Source organism: Trinickia mobilis, assembly GCF_017315705.1.
GTDB lineage: Bacteria > Pseudomonadota > Gammaproteobacteria > Burkholderiales > Burkholderiaceae > Trinickia_A > Trinickia_A mobilis.
On record NZ_JAFLRF010000011.1, the window covers coordinates 132310 to 156412 of the forward strand.

General features: G+C 58.7%; 21 protein-coding genes, 1 tRNA gene and 1 pseudogene. 11 read left to right on the forward strand and 12 right to left on the reverse strand.

Going from position 1 to position 24103, the window contains the following annotated elements:
• Positions 1–18 precede the first annotated feature (18 nt).
• From J3489_RS17380 to J3489_RS17395, 4 genes are all read left to right on the forward strand, one after another.
• A complete protein-coding gene (locus J3489_RS17380; RefSeq protein ID WP_206999997.1) occupies positions 19–966 on the forward strand; it encodes an ABC transporter permease in 948 nt (315 codons plus the stop codon).
• A complete protein-coding gene (locus tag J3489_RS17385) occupies positions 959–1783 on the forward strand; it encodes an ABC transporter permease (protein ID WP_206999998.1) in 825 nt (274 codons plus the stop codon). Before J3489_RS17380 ends, J3489_RS17385 begins: the two co-directional genes overlap by 8 nt.
• 9 nt (positions 1784–1792) lie before the next feature.
• Positions 1793–3430 (forward strand): dipeptide ABC transporter ATP-binding protein, encoded by a 1638-nt coding sequence (locus J3489_RS17390; protein ID WP_207000000.1) that lies wholly within the window; start codon positions 1793–1795, stop codon positions 3428–3430.
• A 115-nt stretch (positions 3431–3545) separates the two neighbouring features.
• Positions 3546–4661, forward strand: a complete 1116-nt coding sequence (locus J3489_RS17395) for a M20 family metallopeptidase (RefSeq protein ID WP_207000003.1) — start codon at positions 3546–3548, stop codon at positions 4659–4661.
• A 109-nt stretch (positions 4662–4770) separates the two neighbouring features.
• Here the strand turns inward: J3489_RS17395 and J3489_RS17400 are convergent, their stop codons facing one another.
• From J3489_RS17400 to cuyB, 3 genes are all read right to left on the reverse strand, one after another.
• On the reverse strand, positions 4771–6093 hold the full coding sequence (locus J3489_RS17400) for a dicarboxylate/amino acid:cation symporter (RefSeq protein WP_207000005.1): 1323 nt from the start codon (positions 6091–6093) through the stop codon (positions 4771–4773).
• A gap of 128 nt (positions 6094–6221) precedes the next feature.
• Positions 6222–7256, reverse strand: a complete 1035-nt coding sequence (gene cuyA / locus J3489_RS17405) for a D-cysteate sulfo-lyase (RefSeq protein WP_207000006.1) — start codon at positions 7254–7256, stop codon at positions 6222–6224.
• 9 nt (positions 7257–7265) lie between these two features.
• Positions 7266–8015: a cysteate racemase gene (cuyB, locus tag J3489_RS17410; protein WP_207000008.1), complete on the reverse strand. Its 750-nt coding sequence runs from the start codon at positions 8013–8015 to the stop codon at positions 7266–7268.
• Positions 8016–8351: 336 nt separating this feature from the next.
• Here cuyB and J3489_RS38845 point away from each other — a divergent pair.
• A pseudogene (locus J3489_RS38845) lies at positions 8352–8474 on the forward strand (LysR family transcriptional regulator); the annotation flags it as partial.
• Between the two features lie 165 nt (positions 8475–8639).
• On the forward strand, positions 8640–9305 hold the full coding sequence (locus tag J3489_RS17415) for a LysR substrate-binding domain-containing protein (RefSeq protein ID WP_242540084.1): 666 nt from the start codon (positions 8640–8642) through the stop codon (positions 9303–9305).
• 385 nt (positions 9306–9690) lie between these two features.
• Here the strand turns inward: J3489_RS17415 and J3489_RS17420 are convergent, their stop codons facing one another.
• From J3489_RS17420 to J3489_RS17430, 3 genes are all read right to left on the reverse strand, one after another.
• A complete protein-coding gene (locus J3489_RS17420; protein WP_207000013.1) occupies positions 9691–9996 on the reverse strand; it encodes a helix-turn-helix domain-containing protein in 306 nt (101 codons plus the stop codon).
• 1 nt (position 9997) lies between these two features.
• Positions 9998–11278, reverse strand: coding sequence for a type II toxin-antitoxin system HipA family toxin (locus J3489_RS17425; RefSeq protein ID WP_207000015.1), 1281 nt, complete (start codon positions 11276–11278; stop codon positions 9998–10000).
• 419 nt (positions 11279–11697) lie between these two features.
• On the reverse strand, positions 11698–12372 hold the full coding sequence (locus J3489_RS17430; RefSeq protein ID WP_207000017.1) for a hypothetical protein: 675 nt from the start codon (positions 12370–12372) through the stop codon (positions 11698–11700).
• A 1639-nt stretch (positions 12373–14011) separates the two neighbouring features.
• Here J3489_RS17430 and traJ point away from each other — a divergent pair.
• The 3 genes from traJ to J3489_RS17445 all read left to right on the forward strand — a co-directional run bounded on the left by traJ (position 14012) and on the right by J3489_RS17445 (position 17391).
• Positions 14012–14386, forward strand: a complete 375-nt coding sequence (gene traJ / locus J3489_RS17435) for a conjugal transfer transcriptional regulator TraJ (RefSeq protein WP_207000019.1) — start codon at positions 14012–14014, stop codon at positions 14384–14386.
• An 843-nt stretch (positions 14387–15229) separates the two neighbouring features.
• Positions 15230–16081, forward strand: coding sequence for a DUF5131 family protein (locus J3489_RS17440; RefSeq protein WP_207000021.1), 852 nt, complete (start codon positions 15230–15232; stop codon positions 16079–16081).
• A gap of 38 nt (positions 16082–16119) precedes the next feature.
• Positions 16120–17391, forward strand: coding sequence for a three-Cys-motif partner protein TcmP (locus tag J3489_RS17445; RefSeq protein WP_207000024.1), 1272 nt, complete (start codon positions 16120–16122; stop codon positions 17389–17391).
• 566 nt (positions 17392–17957) lie between these two features.
• Here J3489_RS17445 and J3489_RS17450 read toward each other — a convergent pair.
• Genes J3489_RS17450 through J3489_RS17465 form a run of 4 tightly spaced genes read right to left on the reverse strand, consistent with a single transcriptional unit; the run spans position 17958 to position 20929 of the window.
• Complete coding sequence (locus tag J3489_RS17450; protein WP_207000026.1) at positions 17958–19502, reverse strand: ThiF family adenylyltransferase; 1545 nt, start codon at positions 19500–19502, stop codon at positions 17958–17960.
• Complete coding sequence (locus tag J3489_RS17455) at positions 19499–20005, reverse strand: hypothetical protein (RefSeq protein WP_207000028.1); 507 nt, start codon at positions 20003–20005, stop codon at positions 19499–19501. Before J3489_RS17455 ends, J3489_RS17450 begins: the two co-directional genes overlap by 4 nt.
• A 2-nt stretch (positions 20006–20007) precedes the next feature.
• Complete coding sequence (locus J3489_RS17460; protein ID WP_207000030.1) at positions 20008–20445, reverse strand: hypothetical protein; 438 nt, start codon at positions 20443–20445, stop codon at positions 20008–20010.
• 4 nt (positions 20446–20449) lie between these two features.
• Positions 20450–20929, reverse strand: a complete 480-nt coding sequence (locus J3489_RS17465; RefSeq protein ID WP_207000032.1) for a hypothetical protein — start codon at positions 20927–20929, stop codon at positions 20450–20452.
• A gap of 124 nt (positions 20930–21053) precedes the next feature.
• On the opposite strand from J3489_RS17465, the gene J3489_RS17470 reads away from it, so the two are divergent.
• Positions 21054–21989 carry a WYL domain-containing protein gene (locus tag J3489_RS17470; RefSeq protein WP_207000034.1) on the forward strand — a complete coding sequence of 312 codons (936 nt, stop codon included), beginning with the start codon at positions 21054–21056 and terminating at the stop codon, positions 21987–21989.
• 163 nt (positions 21990–22152) lie between these two features.
• On the opposite strand, the gene J3489_RS17475 is transcribed toward J3489_RS17470, so the two are convergent.
• Positions 22153–23232: a tyrosine-type recombinase/integrase gene (locus J3489_RS17475; RefSeq protein ID WP_207000037.1), complete on the reverse strand. Its 1080-nt coding sequence runs from the start codon at positions 23230–23232 to the stop codon at positions 22153–22155.
• 164 nt (positions 23233–23396) lie between these two features.
• Positions 23397–23472, reverse strand: a tRNA-Lys gene (locus tag J3489_RS17480).
• 215 nt (positions 23473–23687) lie between these two features.
• Between J3489_RS17480 and J3489_RS17485 the strand changes: the two genes are divergently transcribed.
• On the forward strand, positions 23688–24092 hold the full coding sequence (locus tag J3489_RS17485) for a PaaI family thioesterase (protein ID WP_207000038.1): 405 nt from the start codon (positions 23688–23690) through the stop codon (positions 24090–24092).
• Positions 24093–24103 lie beyond the last annotated feature (11 nt).

Sequence of the window (24103 nt, forward strand, 5' to 3'; positions counted from 1 at the left end):
AGTTGCGAGGAGAAAGCCTTGTCCACCAGCTATCTTTTCAAACGTCTGGGACTGAGCCTGTACACGCTCTTCCTGGTTTCTGCGATCGTGTTCTTGATCACGCAGGTGCTGCCAGCGGACCCGGCGGTGATGCTGCTCGGGGAAAACGCCACGCCTGACGCGCTCAATGCCATCCGCCAGGAAATGGGTCTGAACCAGCCCGTGTACGTCCAGTACGGCACATGGCTCATGCAAGTCCTGCACGGCAACCTCGGCATTTCGATGCGTACTGGGGAACCTGTCGCGACCATGATGTTCGATGCGCTCGGCCGCTCGCTCACCCTGGCGCTGCTGTCTATCGTCTTCATGCTTATTATTTCGGTGCCACTGGGCGTCGTCGCCGCCGTGCGTCGTGGCCGCGCTGCTGATTTCTTGGTCAGCATTGTCTCGTACGCCGGCGTCTCATTGCCCGAGTTTGTCACCGCGTCTGCCTTCACATTACTGCTCGCCGACTACCTCCACCTGTTGCCGGCGGCCGGCTACGTGTCAGTGTTTGATGACCCGGCACGTGCCCTGGCGCGGCTGATTCTGCCCGTACTCACCATCTCGGTGATCCTGGTCGCCCACGTGTCCCGCATGGTCCGCTCCGAGCTGATCGACGTGTTGCACACCGACTACATTCGTGCAGCCCGCCTCAAGGGTCTCTCTCACCGCACGGTCCTCTTCAAGCACGGGTTGCGGAACGCACTGCTGCCGACAATCACCATCGTGGCACTGGACGTCGGTTATCTGCTTGGCGGCGTCATTGTCGTTGAAGAAATCTTTGCAATTCCCGGAATCGGGCGCCAGCTCATCGTCGCCATCCAGACTCGCGACCTGCCGGCAATTCAGGCCGGTGCGCTAATCATGGCGGGCACGTACTGCATCGTAAATCTCGTAGCCGATATGGCCTACGCAGCCCTCGACAAGAGGATTCGCTATGAATGAGTTTCTCGCACGCATGAAGCGGTCCCCGCAGGGACTCGCCGGCCTGATTCTGATCTGTCTGGTTCTTGTCCTGGTTCTCTTTGGACCGTTACTGGCGCCATACAGCCCCGATGCGATGTCAGTGTTCACCCGCTACAAGGCTCCTGGACTGCATCACCTCTTCGGAACCGACCAGTATGGCCGCGATATCTTGAGCCGCATCATGTATGGAGCCCGTGCAACGGTTTTGCTCGCGCTCATCGCGACGATGCTCGGAACCCTCGCAGGTGCCCTGGTCGGAACGACATCGGCATTTCTCGGTGGGCGGTTCGATGAATACATCATGCGCACCATTGATGCTGTGATGTCTATCCCGAGCCTGCTGTTCGCACTGCTAATCGTCAACTTGCTGGGCAAGAGCAGTTTGAATGCTGTTTTGGCCGTCGGTATTGCGTTCGCACCCGGCATGGCACGTATTACCCGCTCGGTTGCGCTGTCCGTGCGCAAGCAGGACTTCGTCAACGCGGCGATTGCCCGCGGTGAAAGCAGCTGGTACGTCATCGTTCGCGAGATGCTGCCGAACATCGTCGCTCCCATTGTCGTTGAGACGACCATCCGCGTCGCGTTCGCCGTGATGCTGTTTGCAACGCTCAGCTTCCTGGGCCTGGGCGCCCAACCGCCCGCAACGGAATGGGGCTTGATGGCTGCGGAAGCACGAGCATACATGCACCTGAGCATCTGGATGATTGTGTGGCCCAGCGCCGCCGTTGCGCTTGTCGCCGTCGCCTTCAACCTGCTTGGCGATGGTCTGCGCGATGCGCTGAATCCCCGCACCTGAGGAACATGTATGAGTCCGGTCCTTGAAATCAAAGATTACTCTCTCGATTACGAGACTCCTCGTGGGGCGCACCACGCGCTGCGCCAGATAAATCTCACCATCAATCGCGGTGAAGTACTCGGTCTGGTAGGTGAGTCGGGTTCGGGGAAAACCTCGCTCGCGTGGGCGATCATGCGCTACCTCGCGAAGAACGCACGCGACGCCGGCGGCACGATTTCGCTGGGCGGCGACAACCTGCTGACGAAGTCCGAGGCTGATATTAACTCGCTGCGTGGCCGACGCATGGCCATGGTCTTCCAGGACCCGAGTACCTCGCTTAATCCGAACCTTTCGTTGGGGGAGCAGCTCTCCGAAGTGCTCGTCCGGCACCGTGGTCTGGCGAAGGCGAAGGCCTGGGAAGAGGGCATCGCGATGCTTGAGCGCGTTGGGCTGAAAAGCCCGTCAAAGATGATGCGCCGGTATCCGCATGAGGCGTCGGGCGGTGAGAAACAGCGCGTGGTCATCGCAACGGCGTTTGCCTGCAAGCCCGAATGCATCATCTTCGATGAACCCACGACGGCACTCGACGTCCTTACCTCGCGGCAGATTCTTGAACTCTTCGAGGTGCTCCAGGCTGAGACGGATGTGGCCTCGCTGTACATCTCGCACGACCTCACGCTCGTTTCAAAGGTCGCAGATCGTGTGTCCGTCATCCACAAGGGTGTGATTGTGGAGCAAGGCGATGTGAAGCAGGTCTTCACTCGCCCGGAACACGACTACACGAAGCGACTCATCGGCGCGGTTCCCCGGGCGGACCACCGCCTTGTTGCATTGGATTCTGCAAAGCCGGAAGAAGTGCCTCTACTTCAGGTCAAGGATGTCAGCGTTCACTACGGACGTAGCTCCGCCCTGTCGCGCCTCTTCGGCAAGGCTGACAACCGGGTGGTCGGTAACCGGAAGGTCAGCATCGAGATTAACGCTGGCGAGATTCTAGGCATCGTTGGCGAGTCCGGCTCAGGAAAGTCGACACTTGCCAAGGCGCTTACCGGCCTGAACGATTTCGAGGGTGACGTTCGCCTCGAAGGAAAGCGTATCAACGGCATCAAGTCGATGGGCAAAGAGTACCGTCGGGACGTCCAGATCATCTTTCAGAACCCGGATTCCTCGCTGAATCCGCGTCAGCGTATCGGCGAAATTCTGTCGCGCCCGCTAAAGCTGTACACAAGCCTGTCGAAACGTGAGCAGCAGCAGCGCGTCGGCGAGATGCTAGGGCAGGTCCGGTTGCCCAGGGAGTACGTCAGCCGGTTCCCTCACCAGCTCTCCGGTGGTGAAAAGCAGCGCGTGGCGATTGCCCGTGCCTTTGCGTCGCGTCCGAAGCTGGTCATCTGCGACGAGATCACTTCTGCACTCGACGTATCCGTGCAGGCTTCCGTTGTCGAGTTGCTTGTTGAGCTCCAGCGCAGTTACGGAACCGCCTACATGTTCATCACGCACGATCTGAATCTGGTGCGCCAGATAGCGCATCGCGTCGCAGTTATTTACCGCGGTGACTTGGTCGATATGTTCTCAATGGGCAGCCTCACGCAGCCAGATCGACATCCGTACACGCGTTCGCTGATGGATGCCGTTCCAACGCCAATCGGAAATTTTGAAGCAATCCCGCTCTGAGAGAAACGCAATGGATTTCGAAGCAGTTTTGAAGCAAGTCGACGAGAAGGAATGCCTCGGCTTCCTCAGTTCAATGGTTCAACACAAGAGCTACTCGGAGACCGACGGCGAGAAAGTGCTGGCCGCCTACATGGTCGACGAAATGCGCAAGCTCGGCCTGACCGCGGACCTGACGCCCGTCCCTGGTCAGCGGGTCAACGCTATCGGCACATGGAAAGGCACCGGCGACGGCGACAGTCTGCTTTTCAACGGACACCTGGACACGAATCCAGTCTCCGAGGGGTGGACTGTCGACCCGTGGGAAGGCAAGGTCGATGACGAGTTCATCTACGGCATCGGGGTCTCGAACATGAAAGCGGGTGACGCAGCCTACTTCTGCGCGGTGAAGACGCTGATGAAGGCAGGCGTCAAGCTGAAAGGCGACGTTGTCCTTACCTTTGTCGTTGGGGAACTGCAGGGCGGCATCGGCACGCTTGCGGCAGTCAACCAGGGCGTCCGCGCGGACTATTTCATCAACAGTGAGCCGACTGACCTGGCGGCGCTCACGATGCATGCGTCGTCCGTATCGTTCGTCATCGAGCTGACGGGTATCACGCGTCACCTATCGAAGCGCGAAGAAGCGGTCGACGCCATCATGGCGGCTTGCACGCTGATTCCTCGCATCAACGCGATGTCGTTCAGCGGCGCGCGCAGCGACGAGCATCGGTCGATTAACCGTGCGCACGTGGGCATCGTGCATGGTGCGCTCGGTCGCGAGCTGCAGGAATGGCGGCCGCCGCAGGTTGCTGACTTCGTGAAAATCAAGGGCTCGGCCCGGTTCGGCCCGGGCCAGAGCGCCGAAGGCGCACTTCAGGACATTCGGGACCTTCTCGACCAACTGGAAGCGGATTTCCCCGGTCTGAAGGCGACCGCGCGCAAGGAAGCTATTGAAGGCCGTCCCGTCATGCCCCCCTTCGAAGTAGCCAAGGACTCGCGCATCGTCCGAAGCCTGAACGCCGCGTACAAGGCGGTGCGCAACCAGACCCAACCCACGGGCGCCGTCACTCCGCCAGGCTTCTACGGCACCGACGCGGGTCATCTCTACGAAGCGGGTGGCATGGAAGGTGTGGTTTGTGGCCCCGGCGGCCGCTACAACACCATGCCGGACGAGCGTGTCGACATCAACGACTTCATCGACATGGTCAAAATCTATATGGTCACCATGATGGACATCTGCGGCGTCGAGGCATAAGCCACCGTCGCCGTGGAGGCGACGGGGTTAAAGTGAGCTTGCGAAGCGCTTTGACCGGATCTCGGCCTTCGCCGCCGAAGTGTCGGGATCTGCTCACTCTGGCTAGCGGCTACCGTTCGGCCGGCACGACAACAGACGGCTCAGGCAAATCGTAGCGTGCCTGCACCAAATCATCTGCGACCGAATGCTCGCGCCCGTTCCACGGCTCGAGCGCGTTCTCCCACTTGGCGATTACAGCCGCGGCAATGCTGTTGCCGACCACGTTGGTCGTCGTGCGACCCATATCGATGAATTGATCGACCGCGAGCAACAAGACCACTCCCTCGACCGGCAGCCCGAACAGTGGAAGCGTGGCCGCAATCACCACTATTGCTGCCCGCGGGACGCCGGCCACGCCCTTGCTCGTCAGCATCATCACCAGCAGCATCGAAAACTGCTGTCCTATCGATAGATGGATGTTGAAGGCCTGCGCGACGAACAGAGACGCAAACGCCTGAAACATCATCGAGCCGTCGAGATTGAAGGAGTAGGCAAGCGGCAGCACGAATGTGCTGATGCGTGTCTTGACACCAAAACGGGTCAGTTGGTCGATCGTCTTCGGAAAGGCCGCCTCGCTGCTCGACGTGCAGAACGCGATGATCATCGGCTCCCGAATCAGCTTCATCAGCGCAAATACAGGCTTGCCGAGCGCGGCGTAGCCGGCCAGCAGCAACACGCCCCACAGCACTATCATGCCGAAATACACCGCGCCAACGAACTTGCCGTAGGTTACCAGCACGCCGAGTCCCTGCACGGTGATCACCGCCGCGATTGCGCCGAACACCCCAACCGGTGCGAACCACATCACATATCCGGTGATCTTCAGCATGATCGAGAAAAGCGCCTCGATTGCCGAGAGCAGCGTCGGAGGTATCTTGTCCCTCAAGGCGCTCATGGCGGCGCCGAAGAAGACTGCGAACACCAGGATCGGCAGGATTTCGTTTCGGGCCATCGCCTCGAAAATGCTGGCCGGAACGATGTGAATGATGAAATTATGCAGGTTGAACGCCGAAGTACTGACGGCAGCTTGTGCGCCCGCCGCCGGTAGCGGAAGGTTCATCGAGTGCCCCAACTGGAAAAGATTGGCCAGCACCATGCCTATCAGCAGCGAGACGAGCGAGGCACAGAAAAACCAGCCGAGCGACTTCAGGCCCGCGCGCCCGATTGTCTTCGCGTCGCCCATGGCGGTCAAACCCACCACCAGGCCGCTGAATACCAACGGCGAGATCACCATCTTAATGAGCCGCAGAAAAATGTCCGTGACGAGCGAGAAATCGTTTGCAATCGCTTTCGCGGCCTCAGGGGTCGGTGCCATCGCATGGCCTGCGTAGCCAGCGGCCGCACCGGCCACCATGCCGACGATGATTGCCAAGCCCAGCAGATTCTGCTTCATTCCTGTCTCCTCCGCCACGACGCGCCTCGATGAGGCAGTAAGCCTTCGAAGCCGGACGCAGTACTGTGCCGGGCGCTTTGCGCCCGTGCGATTATCGAATGAAAAACCTAGGTGCCGCTCAGGTCACGCTAGCGGGTGTCGCGAGTATCAAGGCTCGGCGGCAAAGTCTTGTCGAACGCATCCATGTAGCCGAACAACGCCGCACTGCCGCCGGTATGCACAAACACGACGGTCTCGTCACGGCGGAAGCGGCCCTTGCGGATCAGATCGATCAGCCCGGCCATGCCCTTGCCCGAATAGACTGGGTCGAGCAGGATGCCCTCCGTCCGCGCGAGCAACGACACCGCCTCGACCATGCCCGCCGTCGGCAAGCCGTAACCATCGCCGACGTAATCGCAATTGGCGACCACACGCTCGCGACGCACCACGCCTGGCATGCCGAGCCGCTCAGCCGTCTCGCAAGCAAGCCGAAATACGCTGGCCTCCTGCGCCTCGCGCGCAGCCCGCACGCCGATTCCGAGCACACCAATCCCGCTATTGGCTCCCTCAAATCCAGCCACGAGGCCGGCCTGCGTGCCCGCGCTGCCGGTGGCGTGAACGACTTGATCGACAACGATTTGCCGATCGTTTGCCTGGGTCAGGATTTCCAGCGCGCAATCGACGTAGCCGAGCGCGCCGATGCTGTTCGAGCCGCCGCCCGGAATGACATACGGCTTGCCGCCGCCGGAGCTGACCTCCCTTGCCGCCGCCTGCATGGCCTCGTTCATGTCCGTGCCGCCGGCATAGGTGCGCGTCGGCGCGCCCATCAGGCGTTCAAGGAACACGTTGCCCGAGTAACGGTAGCTCGCATCCTTGTTGCCGGTACGGTCCTCGAGCAGGATGATGCAGCGCATGCCCAACCGGGCGGCGGCGGCGGCTGTCTGGCGTGCGTGGTTCGACTGCGTGGCGCCTTGCGTGATCACCGTATCGGCGCCTTGCGCCAGCGCGTCCGCCATCAGGAATTCGAGCTTGCGGGTCTTGTTGCCGCCGGTGGCAAGCCCCGTGCAGTCGTCCCGCTTGATGTACAAGGTCGGTCCGCCGAGAAGTTCGCTCAAACGCGGCATGGGTTCCAGAGGCGTGTTGAGATGGCCGAGCCTGATGCGGGGATGGTTCGAGAGATGCATGACAAACCTTCAGTGGGTGGGGAATGAAGAGGTGGGGAGCGGTTCGAGATGGCGCGCGTATATGACGCAGCGTTGCGCGAGATTGGAGGTGGTGTCGACGATAGGACGCGTGAGATCGCCCTCCTGCAGCACCAGCGGCACTTCCGTGCAAGCGGCGACGATCACGTCCGCGCCCGCGGCGATCAGTGTCTCGCCGAGCGCCCGCATCTCGGCGCGGACATCAGGTGAAAGATCGCCCTGCTTGATCCGGTAGAGGAGCGCCATGAACCGTCGCTGGTCCGCTGGCGCGAGGATGAGCGCTTCGCGCTCGCGCCGCGCAAGCTCTTCCTGGTACAAGCGCGCGTCGAGACACCCTTGTGCCGCCAGTAAGCCGACGCGCCGTACCTGCGGATACGCACGTTCGCAGGTGTCGCATGCCTCCACGATCATGCTCACGAACGGCACCGTGACGGCCGCCCGAATGGTCGGCTCGAACGCGTGCGCCGTGTTGCAGGCCATCACCAGAAAATCGACGCCCGCATGCTGCAGTCCGACGGCCATCTCGGCGAGTACAAGTCCTGGCGAGCCTCCCAGGCCCGCCAGTGCCTTGTTGCGGTCCGGCACTTTCGGATTTGAATCCACCCGCACCCGGAGATGTTCTTGCTCATGCGCGACCGGCGTCGCCGCGACCAGCTTTGCGAGAAAATCGGCGGTCGCTTGCGGCCCCATGCCGCCTAGCACGCCGATCACAAGGTCATCGGCTAGCGCATCGTTGTTCATGACGTCTCGGGTTGGTCAAGTCGGTATGCAGCGATTCTAGAAGTCCGCGCGGTGAGACGCCAATGCCGTTTCGGGTGCAAACTATGCGAGCGCGGAATAGTTTCCGGTGGCCCGTATCGAAGACGATCAAAGATCGCAGGCTGTGTGGACCGAGGAGCGGATCGCCAGTTCTATGCCGCTTGATGGCAGAATGCGGCCGGCAAAAAAATTCCGGGCCATGAGGAGCGTTCGGGCCGGCGAAATGAGCCATCAGTGCTTACCGGGACGGTAGCTTAGGTGAGTGCCGTGCCCGTGCCACGCCTAGCCGTCAACGTCCGGAAACACGGGGGATAGTGCATGGAACTTAAATGGCTTGAAGACTTCGTTTCGGTTGCGAAACTGCGCAATTTTTCCCACGCGGCCAAGGCGCGCCACACCACGCAACCGGCGCTTAGCCGGCGCGTCAAGGCGCTCGAAATCTGGTACGGGACGACGCTTTTCGACCGAAGCACCTATCCGGTAACGCTGACGCCCGCGGCAGCGGCGTTCCTTCCGCTGGCCGAGCAGATCGTCGCGGACCTTTACCGCAGCCGCCGCGAGGCGCGCGCTGAGCTTGGCGCATCCGGACGCACGATCAAGTTCGCGATGCCGCATTCCCTGGCCGTCTCCTTCTTTCCAAAATGGTGGCGCCGCCAGGAAGGGCATCATCACCTGACGGCCACGGTCATCGCCGCCGATTTCGACGAATGTGTCGAACTGTTGCTCAGCGGCGTCTGTCCGTTTCTTTTCTGTTATAGGCATGACGCCGTGCCCGACGGCCTCGAAAGCCACGGCGTGCGTGGGGTGCAGGTTGGACACGACCGGCTAGCGCCGGTATCCGCGAAGGACGCCGCCGGAAACGTCCTGTTCGATCTGCAGGCGCGGGAGACATCGGCGACACCGCTTCTCGCCTACACGAAGACCTCCTTCCTCGGAAAAATAGCGAGCATGCTGCATGCGCGACTGGAAGCCCATGCGAATGTCACGTTGCGTTATGAAAGCGCGCTCGTTGAAGCCTTGAAAGCCGAAGCACTGGTCGGGGAAGGCGTCGCATGGCTGCCGGAAGCGATGATTCAGCCTGAACTGCACGCGGGTAGACTGCAAATCGTCGGCGACGCCTCGCTTACGGCTGCCCTGCAAATATGGCTGTACCGCCCCTCGACGTCGTCGTCCGCACTTGCAAGCGAATTGCTGGATTTGATATGGGATCAGGATCCGTCGACGACGAGGGGAGCGGCTTCCGCTTCGCCGTTCAGCCGGGCTTGGCGCTGAGTCGAGTTTGGCTGCGCATTCGTACGAGATTCAGTCGCACACCTCGGGCGGCCAAATAGTTCGGGGCATTGTGCGGCCGGAATTGGCACGTGTGCGAACGACGAACGCATTTATGAACTCATGAGCCCTGATCACCTGGAGGAAGCGCGTCGCTACCTGAGGTTGTCAAAGCCCGTGGGCAAATCTTTGTCGTCGTTCAAGTATTCGAGCCAATGAACAGACAAGTAGCCTTCATCCTTGACTGGCTCAAACGCCTGCGGAGTGATTTGCCCGTTCTGGATATGCTTTGGACGGCAGATCCGATGATGAAAGGACGTCGGCTCTCTGTAGAGAAAGCGCAGAAGCGCTTGCTCTGGAGACGTCGTCTGGCACCATTTGATAGCTACTAGCTTGAGGTCGGCGAAGATGGTTCGTTCCGCCTGATCGGGACGAATCCGACCTGCAGGCCGAAGAGCTTTGCGACGCTGTTGAGCGAGTCGACGGTCGGATTTCCGGTCCCGCGCTCGATGTCCTGGATGACCCGGCGGCTGACGCCCCGGTGCGAGGCGAATTCCGCCTGGGTCAGGCCCGTCATCTTGCGCATCGCTTTCATGGCCTCAGGAATGGTCATATCGCCCCGGGCGATCCTTTCGTAGAAAGCGCGGCGCAGGGCGTTCTGCTCTTCACGGGTGGGTCGAATCCGACGGGGCATGCTAGATGGCCTCTAAGGGTTGAAGGGCTTTCAGTTGTCGGACCTGCGTATCGATGTACTGCGACAGGAACTCGATGATGTCGTGATCGACCCCCTGCGCTGCCATGGTGTCGGGCAGGCGTTCGACCTGTACGGCAAACCGGCTCAACTTCCCGGCGAGCATCCGGCGTTCTTGGTCGGGTACACGCAACGACGCGAGCACGTCGGCCCAGTCCGTCAGCTCAGCGCGGGTGTCTGGCCGATACCACCTCAATGCACGTGGAATCAACTCCGGATCGAGGTACATCGGCGCGAAGTCAAACAGGGGCGTGAGCTGGACTCTGCCTTCGACCAGTTGCACGGCCGTATTTCGCGCGTGATTGTCCGTGTTGCGCATCGCCAGATTGAGCACGTCCCGCTTGATGAATTCGAGCGTTTCGGCTGCTGGATCGCTCACAACCTTGCGGATCCCGGCCACGACCTCGAAGAGGCTCGGCCGCAGGTCAAAGCCGGCCAGCCCCAGAATGGATGCCACGCTTTCCTGATGGAGGCGTGCGACTTTCCCGTCGCGCGCGATCCGGTCAAAGCGCGGAATCAGCAGTACGTCGCCGTGAAGGGTCGGCAAATCCGGATGCGTGCGGATTTCCAGCGCGGCGGCCACCCGCATATAAGCCGCTTCATTGCGCAGGACCTTTTCATCGGCCGCGCTATTGCCGCGCGGCAGTTTCGCGATCAGGTGCTGCGTGACATCGGCATCAGGCAGGATGGCATCACCATGCAGCAGGCCCGCGCGATCTCGGGTTAGCAGGTATTTCGGCGCCGCACCTTGAACCCCCGTGGTGCCGGTGCCCAGCATCCCGTGCAGGAACATTCTTTCCGCGAAATCCACGCTGCGCACGACGACTTCGTCGATCGGCAGCCCGGGCAGACCACGCGCGTCCGGGTGCCGCCTCACGTGCGCCTCAAAGTAGTTGACGGCCTCGGCAACGCGGATCCGGCCGATCGGATTGAAGGCGCCCGCGCAGATCAGCGGAAAATCCGCGTCAGGACCATCCGATAGTTCCAGCTCGCCCAGCAGGAAGCGACGACCGGCCCCCTGTGGGACGAGGTCATAGAGGAACGCGGGCAGGGTCCGGGCTTCGCGGATCTCAAGATCTACAGGCTCAGCCAGTGACACTGGGGCGTCTGGGTGTTCGATGGCGTACTCAACCAGGTGATTCCACTGGCAAAGGCCGCCGTTGAGTTCGATCTGCGCGCAGTCGACCCAGCGATCGTCGAGGAATATCTGCAGGGTGCAATCCATGAGGCAACTCCTTATGCCTCATAAATGTAGCATGATAAGGCGATGAATTGCCTATACGCTTCTTATAAGAGTTTTTTGGCCGAATCAGGGGGCTGGATTGCTTGGTGTGGCACTGGCTTCCACCCAGTAGTGCGAGCTTCTTTCGAACTCAGCTCGAAACCGAAAGCTTTGTCGGCGATCGCGAGCTGGCTCGCGACAGAACAGATCGTCGTCGCTACGTTAGTCGCTCAGTCGCACGTACTCTGGCTCTCTACGGCTACGAAAGTGCGTCGACAATTCGTTGACACAAAACAAAAAGGGTTACAAGCAATCGCTTGTAACCCTTTGAATTCTTTGGTGGGGCGTGAGTGGCTCGAACACTCGACCTACGGATTAAGAGTCAAACCAAGCGCCTTGTACGTTACCGGACATCACTTGATTTAACAAGGAAAACCGTAACGGCGGGCCTCCTCCAGTAACTCAACATAACTAGGCATTTCCGGCAAAATTCCGGCACCTGCGGCATCAGCCATTTTCTTGCGGGCCTGCACGTGCGCAGCGGTTAAGCTGGGTAAGAATTCTTCGACGGGCATGTTAGCTGGAACACCCAAAACGTCCCGCCTCCAAGGATAGGGGACGAGACCTCGGTCCCAGAGGATGCCCCATTGCCAAAGGTAATGCTCCATTACCGATCGGGCCTTCAGCCGGCGAAAGGTTGGCCAATCGTACTCGTAAGCCAACTCAAGATCGGACCAAGCGAGATCGCTGAAGTCGATTAGATCGCCAGGGGTACCGACGATCTCGTCTCTATCTTGGCTTGTGGCTTTGTTATTTCGAACGACGATCTTATGTGCGCGACGCTTAAGAAGCGTCGCTATACGATTCTCGAGTTGCTGGATGGATGCCGCCTGCGGCGCCCTCGTTTTTCGGGTGCGTGGATAGAGTGAGTAACGGTAGGACTGCCCATCCGGCAGGCCGAGCGCGGCATCCAAATCCGAATAAGACAGCCCCGTCAAAGTGCGTGCTTCATCGATAAGAATCGCGGCAAAGCGGTTCAGAGCGCCACGTAGTATCCGTCCTCGATTGGGTCCAATGTTGGCCATCGGCGTCGTCAAAAACTGGCCCTCCACTAAGCGAGGGCCGGCAAATAGAGTAGCCGCATGTTACTACACGTGATCGGGGGTGATTATCTATGACGAGAGCGCAGGAAGATTTCCGTGCGGCATTCGCTCGAATGGCGGCTGAGACGGTCATAAATCGCATTGAACTCGCGTCGTTGCTTGCGACGACTCCGGGCGCCGTCACACAGATGGCATATCGCGGCGAGCTTCCTCCTAGGGCATTTCCAGCGAAGCGGAGAGCTTGCTGGTTTGTTGGCGACATACGACGTTGGCTTACCGAAGCGGCTGCGGAGCGTGCGAAGGCGACGTCCCAACAGGTGAGAAAGTCCGCGCCCGCGCGGATCGGTCGGCCGCGCCTTCCCGCTAGTGTTTGAAAGGGCGGGAAATGAGCAAAAGCGATTTTCCGAACCACGAAGGTGGTGTCATCCGAGTGAATCATTCGGAGCGCTGGGGCGCTGTGCCGGAAGCCTTGTTGGAAGACGAACGGCTTGGGTTAGACAGCCGCGCAGTAGCATCATGGCTCGCGATAAAGCCGTCAGGCTGGCAGATCATTGTGAGTGTTCTGCGTCGCCGCTTGAGGACGGTAGCGCTATCCGAAGCAACAGGCGACGTTGTCTGCCGTGAATTGACGAATGATCGCTGGCGACGCATCGCCAAGGAACTTGAAGCTGCTGGCTACCTTACGCGGGAGAAAATCCATGGACGTTCTGGCCGTTGGACCTGGCATATCACCTTCAACCCAAGACCGCCTTTGCATGGCGTGACCGTAGCTGGATTTTCCAGTGACGGTGAAGCCGGCGCTGGATCAGCCAGCGCTGGTCGGCCCAGCGTAGGGAAAACCAGCGATAAAGGTAAACCACTGAAGAAAAACACCACTGAAGCTACAACCACTACAGAGGCCTCTCAAAAGCGATCGGCCACTAACGATCGAGCGGCAGCTTTAGCGGCAGAGGTTGTGGTCAGCAAGTACGCGGAAAGGCATCGGGATGTTCTGTTGCGATTAGCCGCAGGCGCAGCGCTAACGCACACAGAGACCCAAGAGATCGCGGACGAGCTGTCCGGCGCGCTAGAAGCAGTTGCTGAGGGTAGGCACCCGGGGATACGAAATGTGCGCGGCTGGATCACAAAGATGATAACTGGGCTGCGCGACGGCGGGTTCGCTCCCGACTTTGGTATCCGCGTAGTGGCCACGCGGAACGCTCCCGCCGCTAGAAGCGATGCCCCGCCAACTCAGGGGTCGGAGTTCGGCAGGGAAAGTGCGCGCCACTTGCGGCGCGTATTGCGGTACGTTGGGCCGCCAGAGGGGGGTGACGAGGGTGCCCCGTGACGCAACTTTGGTTCCGTTTCGACAGAATTTCGATTCCGTCTTGATTAAATTGCGAAAATTTCTGCCTATGTTGCGACAATTTATTGCCTATGTCGCGGTAATTTCTTGATTGCGGAAGATAACGAATCGATAGTATTGCGATGTAGGTCCGGGCAAGACAGGTGAAGTTAGCTAACCGGACAGGCCGGTTATCTAACTTCACTTCCCCTTATTCGCACAGGTGCTCAACGGGGGGCTTGCTCTGCGAGGCAAGTCGGCTACCGCCGACAACTACAGCGGCCGAGACCGCGTTTTGATTGGACGCCAATGGAGAAGAAGAATGCAGCGACCCGCAAAAGCGGGCGGCATTTGCGGGTGCCAGTGCTTCCCGAAGAAGAGGAAGCAATCAAGGCGAAGGCGAAGCAAGCGGGTCTGTCGGTTGCCGCTTATCTGCGCAATGTCGGAATGGGTTACACGATCCACGGCGTCATCGACGCGGAGTTGGTGCGGCAACTCGCGAAGATCAACGGCGATCAAGGCCGGCTAGGCGGATTGTTGAAGCTGTGGCTGACGAACAGCGAGAAGCTGGGAAGCGAGGACCCGGACCACATGCGTCGTCTCATCTATGGCGTTCTCGATAGGATCGTCACGATGCAGGGTGCCATGCTCAAGCTCGTGAACGAGTGGAAACCAAAAATTTAGCCGCTAAACATGAGCCGCGACGGGAAATTTAGCCGCTAAATTTTTCTCAACTGCGGGATGTGCCCGAGCACCACAGAGAGAACAATGGAGACGACGCTTTTTGAGGAGCTGGTGGTAAGTTTACGGCAAGCGGCAGACGCAGCCCGAGCAAGTAATCGCAAGCGGCGAACCCGTCGACGAGTAGCCGAGCGTATCCGTGAAGAACGACAGGCGCTGCAGATGATCGGCCCTCGGGCCTTCAAAAGGAAACGGCCGCAGCCGAAACACCTGCGTGTCAGGGAGCTGTCAAAGCGGGTCGTCATACGAAGGAAGGTCATAAAGAGGTAGGCATTCGATAACCAGCCTCCAAATCGCTGCCATAGACTGGCGCAGCCGTTAGCGGCACATGGCAAGGTGGTCAGTATGGCACTGCTCAACTGTTTCAACGGATTTTGTAGGGCGCCCCGGTAGTTCTTCAGTGCAGCATCACAGTCCCCACCACCGGCGCCGAAATGACCATCCCAGAGTTGCGCAAGTTGGTATGCGGTAAGGACGCGAGAAGCTTGATCCTCGGCGCCGACGCTAAAATTTATGCGATGTGGATTCAACGGGCTACCGCAGTGTTTGACAGAACCTTGACCTTCTTCGCGCACTGTACAAATATACAGTATTGCACGCACATCATGAGCTGTTTCGGCGTATGAGTATCGCCTGGCGACGGCGCACTACTTTTGCAGAGCTGGAAATGGCACGCAACCGTAACGCCGCGATGTGGATGGGCGGATGACCATAATGCGAGTCGGGGGCACCAGAGTAGCTGCGCTGGACCACGTACAATATCGGAAAGCATAATAGGCGGCTAAAATGGGAAAGGATTCGCGAATCGAATGGACACATCACACTTTCAACCCATGGTGGGGGTGCGTGAAAGTGTCGGCCGCTTGCGATAACTGCTACGCGGAGACTTGGGCCAAGCGGCTCGGAGAAAGTGTTTGGGGGCCCAAAACGGAACGCCGGTTCTTCGGAGACTCGCATTGGAAGGAACCCGTCAAATGGAACAAGGAAGCGTTGGCGAGCAAGTCACGCCGACGGGTATTTTGCGCGTCCATGGCGGACGTGTTTGAGAATCGAGAAGATCTGATTCCGCATCGAATGCGCCTACTCCGGCTGATCGAAGACACGCCGCAACTCGATTGGCTTTTGCTGACAAAGCGCATTCACCTTGTTCGCAAGCAGCTCCCGAAGGGATATGTGTTCCCGAAAAACGTTTGGTTAGGCGCAACTGTCGAAAATCAGGCGTCGGCGGGTAAGCGAATAAAGCACCTGCTAGAATTCACGTCGCCTGCTGTAAGATTCCTTTCGTGCGAGCCGCTTTTGGGACCTTTGGATATACGCGAGCATTTAGTTCGCGGTGAAAATGGCTCCCGGGTCGATTGGGTTATCGCGGGCGGGGAGTCGGGGCCGGGGTCACGGCCGATGGATCCGGCGTGGCCAGCTGATCTGCAAAAGCAGTGCTCCAAAGCACGGGTGGCGTTCCATTTCAAGCAATGGGGTCATTGGGCGCCGTTGGAGCAAGTAACGGATTTGGTGACAAAAAGAACGCCTATTCAGGTGGTGCGGCGAGACGGGACAGAGATCTCACTGGCAGCCATTGGAAAGGGTAAATCCGGCCGGATATTATCCGGTAAACATTGGGACCAATTTCCAACGGTATAGCAAGCTTGGGGCGGTCCAACAACTAGCTGGGCACCAACGTGTCAAAAAGGCACTACAACTGGGACGAGGGCCCAGCGATTATCGACGAGCACAGCATTACTAAACACCAAGTCCTCGTCGACTATCTGATTCGATACTTTGATCAGCGCACACGAAACTCGCGCGGACGAGAGATTTTTAAGCTGACACTCGTCGATGGATTCTGTGGCGGCGGCGAGTATTACTTACGAGGGACGAAAACTCTCGTTCTCGGGTCTCCGCTTCGAATTATTGAAGCCGTGGAGTCGGCGAAACAATTGGTCAACTTGGATCGAAAGAAGCCGATCATTTTCGATATCCAGTTCGTCTTCATCGACAAAAATGCTGGAGCAATAATGTATTTGCGAAAGGCACTCACGGAGCGCGGTTTCGGCGCTGCACTCGATAAGACGATTCACCTCTTGCACGCCGAGTTCGCTGAGACGGCCGACGCCGTCCTCTCTAAGGTGCGCTCGCATACGCCGCGTGCACACAAAGTCCTGTTCTTTCTTGACCAGTACGGCTACCGGGAAGTGCCAGCCTCACTAATCCGCAAGATTTTCTCGCAGGCGAACAACGCGGAGATCGTCCTCACTTTCCATGTGTCATCATTTGCCACCTATACCAACGACGAGTTGGCGGCAAAGGTATCGAAGACACTCCAGATTGACATCTTCGACCGGCTCGGCGGCCGCTCGATTGAAGACATCAAGGAAAGCGATGCGGATTGGCGCCGGTTCATCCAGGCCGCGCTCTACGACGCACTAGTCGTCGGCTGCGGGGCTTCCTTCTTTACGCCGTTTTTCATTCGAGGCAAGGGCGCAGGGCATGGAGAGTACTGGCTTGTTCATCTTTCTCAGCACCACCGCGCTCAAGACGTCATGAAGAGCGTTCACTGGAAGCTCAGCAATCACTTCGTCCACTACGGCGGCGCCGGTCTGAACATGCTTGCACCGCACACTATGGGTTTCCTCCAGGACTTCGATGGAGGCTTCCGGTTCGACGACGTGGCACGGGGGAAGTCCGACGAGGCCCTTACTCAGCAACTGGCAGAGTTTGTCTTCGCGAGGGGCGCGATGAAGTTTTCCGCCATATTTTCGGAGACATGCAATGGATCCCCGGCGTCGGCCGAAATGTACAAGGACGTGCTTGAGAAGCTCATCAACAGTCGTGACATTGAAGTTCAATCGGTGGAGGGGAAACCTCGATACTTAGCTCGGTACATCGTGGACACGGACGTTGTGCGGCCAGCGAGGCAGCTGAAATTGTTCCTACCATCTCAAGACCTCTAATCGTATTTAGCAATAGAGTATGTTGGCGCAACCGAATGGCGCCTCGACTGCGTCCAACGATCGCGCGGGGCGCGCACTGGAAGGCGTCAGCCTTCCCACTCTTGCAAGCCGTTTTTGAAACGTGCCCGGCAGGGCCGGGCAGCGCAGAGCCAAATTCACAGTCAGCGGCTGAAAACTTGCGATGGCGCAGGAAATACGGTTGGTTTGATTTGAAGGCAGGATAGGCTTTAGCCGGGTTTTATCATATCTGCCTTGAATGATCGCGATAGTCTTGGGTGTCGATCTTGTGTCAACGATTGCGGCCCCTGTTGCCGCGATGATCGGTGTGGGCTCTGTGTCGGCCGCCGATGAGGCTGGCGACGAGCTAAAGCCTTTGCGTTGGGAGAATATTCGACGAAAGCATCGGGCGGCGTTTGCTCCGAATTAACCTGTCCTTGCGCTTATCCGATCTGTACACCGGTCGAAAGAAACGAGTCGTCCGGAGGGGCACTGACCCCTTCGGACGACTCTCGCTGCATCACAAATCAGATTGGCCGTGGTTACTAAAGCTGCAGTGCGTTAGTCATCTACGTGCGGCGGACGGGTTCAATTCGCTTACCGCCGCGGCGCGCAATGAGCATATCGATCAGGCCTGCATTTTTGGTGCATTCGCATTCAGAGTCCGCGCGCCGGCCGACTGCCGTTGAAGTGCTAGGCCCCCCGAACACACTGCCAAACTGAAACTCGTGAACGAACCTCTGTTCAGGCCAAAAGAGATTTCGCAATACTTGCGCAGCGACGAGTGCTGCAGACGCGGTTGCAACGAACGGCACCGACGGTCGGAACCCTTTGGCGAGCTTTAAGCCTAGGTTTTCGGCCACCCCGGTGGAGACAGTTGAGCAGATGGTTTTCCCCTGGCGTTGTTGCTCGCGTAACCACTCGCGCGCAGATTCGTCGGCTGCGGCAATGTCCGTATCGTTAATCAATCGATTCGGATCGCCCTCCAGGGAGCTTTTGTGCAGGCCAGTGGCTTCAACCTGCTGTGCGATGTAATCCTCATTCGGCTCCCGAAAGGTACAGCGCAGACACGCAAACCTGCGATGACTGATGCTATAGGTGACTACCGCAGCACCCGCCGAGTTGATTGCGCCGTCCACGAGAAGTGAAGGCCACAACTTTTGCACGGCTCTACGCGCACCGACATCATCGAGACCGTTTATGACGAGGTCAATGTTGTTCTTTAATGTAGGGGTGCCTAGAGCGTCTTCGATAGTGGACGAATCACCCTCTACGTTGAGGGTACTTCTGGTCCTAAGCCACTCCGCCAACATTTTTGCTTTTGAATTACCGATCCAGTCGGTCGAGTCGAGCAGGGCGCAGGTGCCGAAATTCTCGGTGGCAAAGTCCTGCTTATCCATGAGGAGCACGTTGCCTGTCAGGGGGAGTTGCGAGAGCACCAGGACTAACCCGTTACCGATCGCGCCGGCTCCCAGGATGAGAGTTTCGGGCAACGCTATCGTATTCGGAAGCGGTGGCCCGCAGTCCTTGAACGTGCAGCTCAGCTCGAACAACGAGAAGGCGGCGTCTTCCATCGGAGCTGCCTTGTCGACGGGTATAGCGTAGATCCGCTTGAACACTTCGGTCACGCCGAAAGATGCGGCCAACATACACGAGAGCGGGTTGTCCTGGCCGGTTTCGGCTGGCAGCGGGCGCGATCCCGATGTACACCTTGCTACCCAACCGTTGGCTAAAATAGAGGTCCAAGGTAGATCTGGGCGGACCTCTGAGCCAATATTCAGAATGGCGGAGGCGCCGAGAAATGTATTGTCTTCGACGCGAACGCGCCGGATTGTTCCTTGCGACCACAAACTAGCGACGATCTCGTCCACCTCACGTTGCAGATCCTCCGAGGCGTCAGGAACCACCACATCCAGGATGCCAACAATTCGCGATAGCAGACGCAGGCTGTTCTGAAAGCACAAGTGACCGTTGCGGGTGCTAAGCGCTGGAAGCTCACCCGTCAGAACAACGCGCTTGGCGTAGACGGATGCAGCATTCAACTCGGATGCGCCAAGTTCCACCGCGACGCCAAGCGGCCTACTAGCGGCAAGCAATTTCTCTTCTTGGTTCACACCAACACCTCCACCGGCACAATTTCTAGGGTGCGATCGTTCACGGTTATGCGCGCGTCTACTTCGAGATTGGAGAGCCGCCGGTATCGGCCGTCGTCGTATACGTGCACCCCGCATTCATTGACAGTGCGAATGTCCCGCTGGGCATAGTGAGGACAGACAAGCGACAGATAGTCCTGCACTAGGACTCCCATTCGGCAGTCAACCTCCGATAGGTCCAGCATGAACCCGGGATGGCTATGTATCTGGCCTGCCCAATAACACTCGATTTCCCCTGCGAGCCGTGTGATGCGAGACATTGCGCGCATGGAGAGACTCAGGTGCAGCGGGTGCGTCACCAGGCCTGGCCCGTGGGGCACAACCAGATGCGTGATGGACACCGTTCCGGCCTCTTCGTTTCCGAACCACAGGCAGAGCCCCTCATGACCTATGGCGCCATAAGGGCGCATCGCCTCGACCGACTGCGGCAAGAGTTGACGCGGTAGGCTCCAAGTCGTACCCATAGTCACCCTCTCCCTAGGTAGGTGTTATCCAACAAGTGTTGAATCTGAAGGAGCGCGAAGACGAGTGGTTCGTCGGGCGTTTTATACCGCGTCGCGGCTGATCGCGCCCACTCCGGGTGGTAGCTGTTGCCCTCCGTAGTGAACGGCGCACATAGAAAAAGGCTGGACGGCCGGCTACCCTCGATGTTGGGCCAAGCGTGCTGGTCATTCTCGGCGCCGCTCACCACGTTGATGAACTTCAAGGAAAAGGGCATCGAGTAATCGGTCCAGCGCAGCCGGACCTTGTACAGTTCGGACGGCGCGGTGCGGGGATGCATCGTGCAAAAGACCTCGAGAGGGCTTGAGTCATCCCTCTCGAGGTTCCAGCGCTTTGCAACCGGCAACGCGAGGGCCGCCCAGAAGTGCTGTTCGAACAGCATCAGGTCGAACTCGGTTGCCATATTGCTAGCCTTGAACGAACTGTTCGATGAGCAGCAGTTCCAGTTCTTTTCCGTGCGTCACGAGGCTACTGAGGGTGACGCTCATGTTTGACTGGATGATGTCGTCGAACGACAACTGATACGTTTTTGTACCGCCGTCCACTGCCCCTTCAGTAAGGTGGAAGTGATTCAGTGCTGCGACCTTCACCTCCGCGAGCGTCATGGAGACGTTCGCATGCGGATCCACGTACGGCGCCTTAACGGGTGCGTAACGCACGCGCAGCACGACGGTTTGTTTTTCGAGGGCGCTGCTTTCGCCCGGATTTGATGCGTTCATATAGGTACTCACTTGCAAAAATAGGGTTTGCCCGCCGGCCATTTGGGCGTTGGGGATACCTTGACGGCCAGGGTGAGTGCCAACATAATCGCGGGTGCTAACCGACGCGTTCGCTTTGGCGACGTGTACCCCAGCGGTCGAGGATTCTGTTCTCGGCCGCTTTTTCATTTGTACGTGGTCATCATTCTCCTAGAGGTACCATCGATTTTTGGTAAATGTAACATGATCAATTTGATCGTGTCAAGCGATCACGATGGTTTGCAAATCACCTCGGAAGGAGTATCATTTCAACATGCACGAGACCGAATCAACCCCTCAGCGGCCCATGATCGACGACCTTCCCCGCCCGCAACGGGAGCGGCTAGCGCACATTGACTTCGCGTTGTACTTCCTCGGGGAGCTAAGGCGTCTTGACTTGGCCGGTAAATTTGAAACCGGTCCCGCAGGTGCAACAAGGGATATCGCGGTGTACCGCGACTACGCCCCAGAAAACTGTGAGCTTGATCCGGCTCAGAAGGTGTACCGGCCGTTACCCACGTTTAAGCCTCTATTCAGGCATTCGTCTAGGCGCGTTCTCACCGCACTGTCGGAGGGTTTTGGCGAAGGGCTAGGAGATGAGCTCGAACCTCTTGTCAGGTGCGACATACCATCGCCCTTAAGCGTTCCGGACACCTCGATCATTGCGCCTATCTCACGCGCGATACACCGCGGGCTGGCGGTCCGCCTACATTACACGTCCGTTCAAAGCGGGCGTACGGAAAAGACCCTTGTGCCGATCGCATTAGTGGATAACGGTATTCGTTGGCACGTCCGCGCTTTTGATCGTGAAAAGCAAGAATTCCGAGACTATGTACTCACTCGTATGGAGAACCCGGTTGTGCTCGAGGATAGTCCTGCGAAAAGAGACGAGAGCGCGGAGAATGATCCTCAGTGGAGTCGGATTATCCAATTAGATCTTGTTCCTCATCCAACCCATCCTCGGCCTGAATTGGTTAAAATGGATTACGGGATGCTGGACGGTGTTTTCAGGCTGAAGGTGCGAGCCGCTACAGCCGGCTACATGTTGAGACGCTGGTCAGTCGATTGTTCTCCGAATCATGAATTACCCTATATCGAGCATCCGCTGTGGCTGCCCGATCCGCTGGCGCTGTACGGCGCGAACAATGCTCAACTTGCGCCTGGATATATTGATCCAAAGGAACTCGCCGAAAAAATCAAGGCTCTATAAGCTACGATAATGTATTCGGCGTCCGCCGCACGATGTCGAGTTTGATTTCAGATAACACACGGATGCAGTCGACGAAAATTCCGTCACATCCGTGCGAAGCATCCAATGATGATTGAACCTTGCACGACTAGTCTGTCGCCCACGACAATAGTGTCGACGAGCATCACCCTAGTTTCAGCAATAGGCTTTCGGGGCGCAGATGCGTGTACCGTTTTAGCATCTGCATGGACTTGTGCCCGGTAACGCTTGCAACTTCCATTGGGTGCAGACCTTTTTCAAACAAACGACTCGCAGCCTCGTGACGTAGGTCATGCCATCGAAGGGTGCTCACCTCGGGGGCGTCGAGGCTGGCCCTCTTGATTGTTCGTTTCCAGACGCAGATCACTGCGTTGACACTCGTCCCGAACACCCGTCCCGTCAGCCTCTGAGGGATCACGTCCGCAGGGCCGAACCGCGAACGGGTCATGCGGGCCTCCGGGCCTTCTGCGATAGCTGCAAGGTGGCGAAATACAGCGACGGCTCGGCTGGACAGCGGAAGGATAGGGGGTACGCCCTTGTTCTCCGTGCCACGGGCAGTCGGTGGGAAATGAAGGAGACGACGTGCAAGATCGAGCCATTCCCACTGCACACTGAAGAGAGCCCCTTGTCGCAGGCTCGTTTCGATTGCCAACTCGAACGCAAGCGCTGCCCACAGATTGCCGCTAGCCGATAGGCGCGCGTGCAGCATCTCGAATTCGCCGGGACGTAAACGGCGATCCCTTGCCTCGCTGCCGGATGGCTTTCGGATGTTCTTCAAAGGATTCGTCAGCGCTTCCATACCCCATTCCTTTCGGGCGATTTCGAAAAGGTGGCTGACGACCTGAAGTTCGAGCCGAATAGTGTTTTCCGCGCGCCCGGCTGCCCTGCGTTCGTCTCGATACTTCGCGAAATCTGCGCCGCGCAAGTTGGCTAGAGTTCGATGCGACAGATCGTTGTCGATCCAGCGTTGGATGCGCCGGTTTTCCTGATACGGGTGGCGCTTCTCGGGGACGATCTCGCGGCGGTACCGCTCCAAGGCTTGGCGGAGCGTGGTTCGCTCAGCTTCCGTACGATCGACGTACGCCCCGCTGTCCATCTCCGACTCCACCCGCCTCGCCCATTGCTGCGCTTGCTGCTTCGTGTCGAACGACCGATAGACGGGTTTGTAACCGCGTCGGCGGACTTCGGCGCGCCAGTAGGCGCCGCGCTGACTGATGTACGCCATTTCCAGACTCCATGCGAAAGGGTTGAGATCGCTTGGTCTGGATTCTTCCGTTCCGGCAGTTTTCCGGCAAAGGCCAGTTTTTGACGCCTGCACACGCAGGCTGCAGACGAAAAAAAAGCACCGCGATCGCTCGCAAGTGCTTGATTTTCAACTGCAGAATTCGGTGGTGGGGCGTGAGTGGCTCGAACACTCGACCTACGGATTAAGAGTCCGCTGCTCTACCAACTGAGCTAACGCCCCCAACAGACTGCGAAGTATGCAGGATTTTTCCGACCTTGCCTAGCCCCTTTCGCAATTTCCTTAAAAAAATTCTCGGCCCCGGCCGCTCCGCCGGAGCTCGAGGCACGCGGCACTTTCCCGAGTGCTCCCTCTTTGATGCACTTTTCGCGGTCCCGGTATGATGACGCCACCGCAACGCCCCGCGATCGTCGCGAGGCCGGCCCCGGAGGCAAATCATGGACGAAACCGAGGTTCTCGCGCTGCTCGACCGAGTGCTCGCGCCATGGGTGCGGGCGCTCGGGCTGAAACCGGTCTCTGTCACGGACGAAGGCGCCACGCTGCGCCTGCCGTTTTCGGGCGAGTTGCGGCATTCGGGCGGCGTCATCTGCGGGCAGGTCTTCATGGCGGCAGCCGACACGGCGATGGTCATCGCGATCTCCGCCGCGCTCGGCGAGTTCAAGCCGATGACGACGGTCTCGCAGAACATCAGCTTCATTCGCGCGGTCCGCAACGGCGACGTCCTGGTCACGGCCCGCGTGCTGCGCCTCGGGCGCAACCTCGTGTTCGGCGAAGTCGAATTGACCGACGAAGACGGCAAGTTGGCGTGCCACGCCACCACCACCTACGCGCTTCTCAATTAAGCCGGTGCGGA